General features: G+C 30.2%; 2 protein-coding genes and 1 pseudogene. 2 read left to right on the top strand and 1 reads right to left on the bottom strand.

Annotated features, from left to right (window positions below; all coding sequences use genetic code 11):
* Positions 1-45: 45 nt before the first annotated feature.
* Positions 46-483: a ferritin-like domain-containing protein gene (locus AC1DRF_RS24720; RefSeq protein ID WP_043978945.1), complete on the top strand. Its 438-nt coding sequence runs from the start codon at positions 46-48 to the stop codon at positions 481-483.
* A gap of 72 nt (positions 484-555) precedes the next feature.
* Positions 556-639 (top strand): hypothetical protein, encoded by an 84-nt coding sequence (locus AC1DRF_RS24715; protein ID WP_471876883.1) that lies wholly within the window; start codon positions 556-558, stop codon positions 637-639.
* Between the two features lie 150 nt (positions 640-789).
* Here AC1DRF_RS24715 and AC1DRF_RS24710 read toward each other — a convergent pair.
* A pseudogene (locus AC1DRF_RS24710) lies at positions 790-948 on the bottom strand (YdhK family protein); the annotation flags it as partial.
* Positions 949-2,059 lie beyond the last annotated feature (1,111 nt).

Genomic DNA, 2,059 nt, shown 5'->3' with positions numbered 1-2,059 from the left:
ATAACATACACTATATTAGATTTTKATTCGAATAAGGAGGTAGACATGACATATCCTCAATTTCCAACCTATAGTTATATGAGAGTTGATCCCGTTTTAATTAATGATATTGAAAAAGCTATTAATGGGGAGTACAACGCTATTATCTGTTACGAGCAACTAGCTAAGATTGCACCCACAAAAAAAGAGCGTGAACGTATTCTAGAGATAAGAAAAGACGAAATTAAGCATTATCAAACATTCTCTACAATTTATGCAAACCTAACAGGTAAACAGTTTGAAGCCAGCGTTTCAGAGAAGTGTCCAAATACTTATAAAGAAGGGCTGCAAGTTGCTATTGAAGATGAACAAGAAACGGTAGACTTCTATCTAGATATTTCAGATAAAGCACAAGATGTGTATACTAAAGAAGCCTTTCGACGGGCTGCAGCAGACGAACAAAATCATGCTGTATGGTTTTTATATTTTTACACGAACCTTTAAATTGTGTACGTAAAGAGATCAACAGTGAGTTGATCTCTTTATTATTTACTTCTATAAGAGAATAATGAATGTATGACTACTTGTAATTACTGTTATGATGCTTATTTAAAGGAAGAAAATGTTGGCATGATGGTGGAGTATATTCGTCTTGATTAAGAATGTGCAGGTGAGTTTAAAAAATTAGTTGCATAGGTTAAACGATATAACATACAAAAAGGAGCAAATAAATAGTTTGCTCCTTTTTGTATGTTTGTTACAATACCGATGCTTCTCTCTCATCTAAACATTACAATAATTACTCAATCATTATTTAGCAGAAAGTGCGCTTTCTGTTACCCATTTATGATTTTTTACTTTTTTGCCGCCAGTAGTTGGCGTGTAATCAACCATATACACAGTTGTTTTTTCAGCTGAATCAATAGTGGCTTTGGCACCTTTCATACCCTTCATATGGTCTGCTTCTAGATTCTGTTAAGCTAGATTAGTCAAAGTAATAATGGAGAAAAAGCTTAGCTGAAGTAACACCCTTGTGGTRCAAGGGGTTCTTTTTGGCGTGTGTTCCGAAAAGAGGCTCTATGTTAACTAAACAAGTATAAAATATACAGCTATAAAACAGAATAACCTACTGCTCCTGTACAGTAGGTTGTCCTGTTGGGAATACGAATTATGATTTTAGTGGTAGATACCTCACGGCGTCTTGGGTAGTTTGCTCAATTTAATRCACTTTATTYYTAYACARCATATYCATTGCTTTTTYTWAMAGTAAAATGTCTTCTTTCATCATTACTTTCATATCGTCSAKATCWARTTGAATATATTCTTCTTTTAAACGTTCTAATTCCCTGACGAACAGGGATCCAGTATAGTACCCGTAATTTATCACCAATGTATATCTCCTTTATGTGCTATTAATATACTTAATTCCCTTTTATCTAGATTAACAACCAATAAAAGGAATATTCCAAAAAATAATCCTTTGCTGATATAGGCAAAGGATTTTCAAATTTATTGGAATAGGGGGAATATGTTATTAGTCTGGCCAGATTTATAGATTCATATACATATATCTTTAAAAGTAAATCTTGTAACCCAATATAATTACAATGAATAACTTTTTCTATTCATTATAATCTGTTATGTAAATATTAAAGTATTTCATATATTATTAAAGTTTTATTATTTACACTAACTGACGACAAATATGGGCTTTTTCTACAAACTATATAAATATTAAACTATATTTATAAAAAGTAAGTTTATACTTTTACTTTTAAATAAGTTACAATTAAAAAGTACTAAATATAATAGATAAATTTTGTTATATATTTAATTATAAAAACATTAGATTTTTAACTAAGATAATTAGTAGTTTAAATATTGTTATTAACACTATCAGTACGTTTTAAAGGGTATTTATTATCTATATACATATAATTAAAAACTTGCTCCTCGTATAGAGAAGAAACTATTTCAACACAAGGAAGACCTATAAATAAGAAGACATGTTTTACGAAAGGAGAGGTTTTATGCAAGATTTCTCGTTAGTACACATAGGAACAGAAGTAAGGGAAAGAAA

It is taken from the genome of Priestia sp. P5_B4 (assembly GCF_056400385.1).
The sequence above is the reverse complement of the archived record's forward strand: the minus strand, read 5'-3'. Positions and strand labels throughout refer to the sequence as shown.

Excerpts from the sequence above, each read along its gene's own strand:
- AC1DRF_RS24720 (WP_043978945.1), top strand. The coding sequence starts at position 46 with ATGACATATCCTCAATTTCCAACCTATAGTTATATGAGAGTTGATCCC.
- AC1DRF_RS24715 (WP_471876883.1), top strand. The coding sequence starts at position 556 with ATGACTACTTGTAATTACTGTTATGATGCTTATTTAAAGGAAGAAAAT.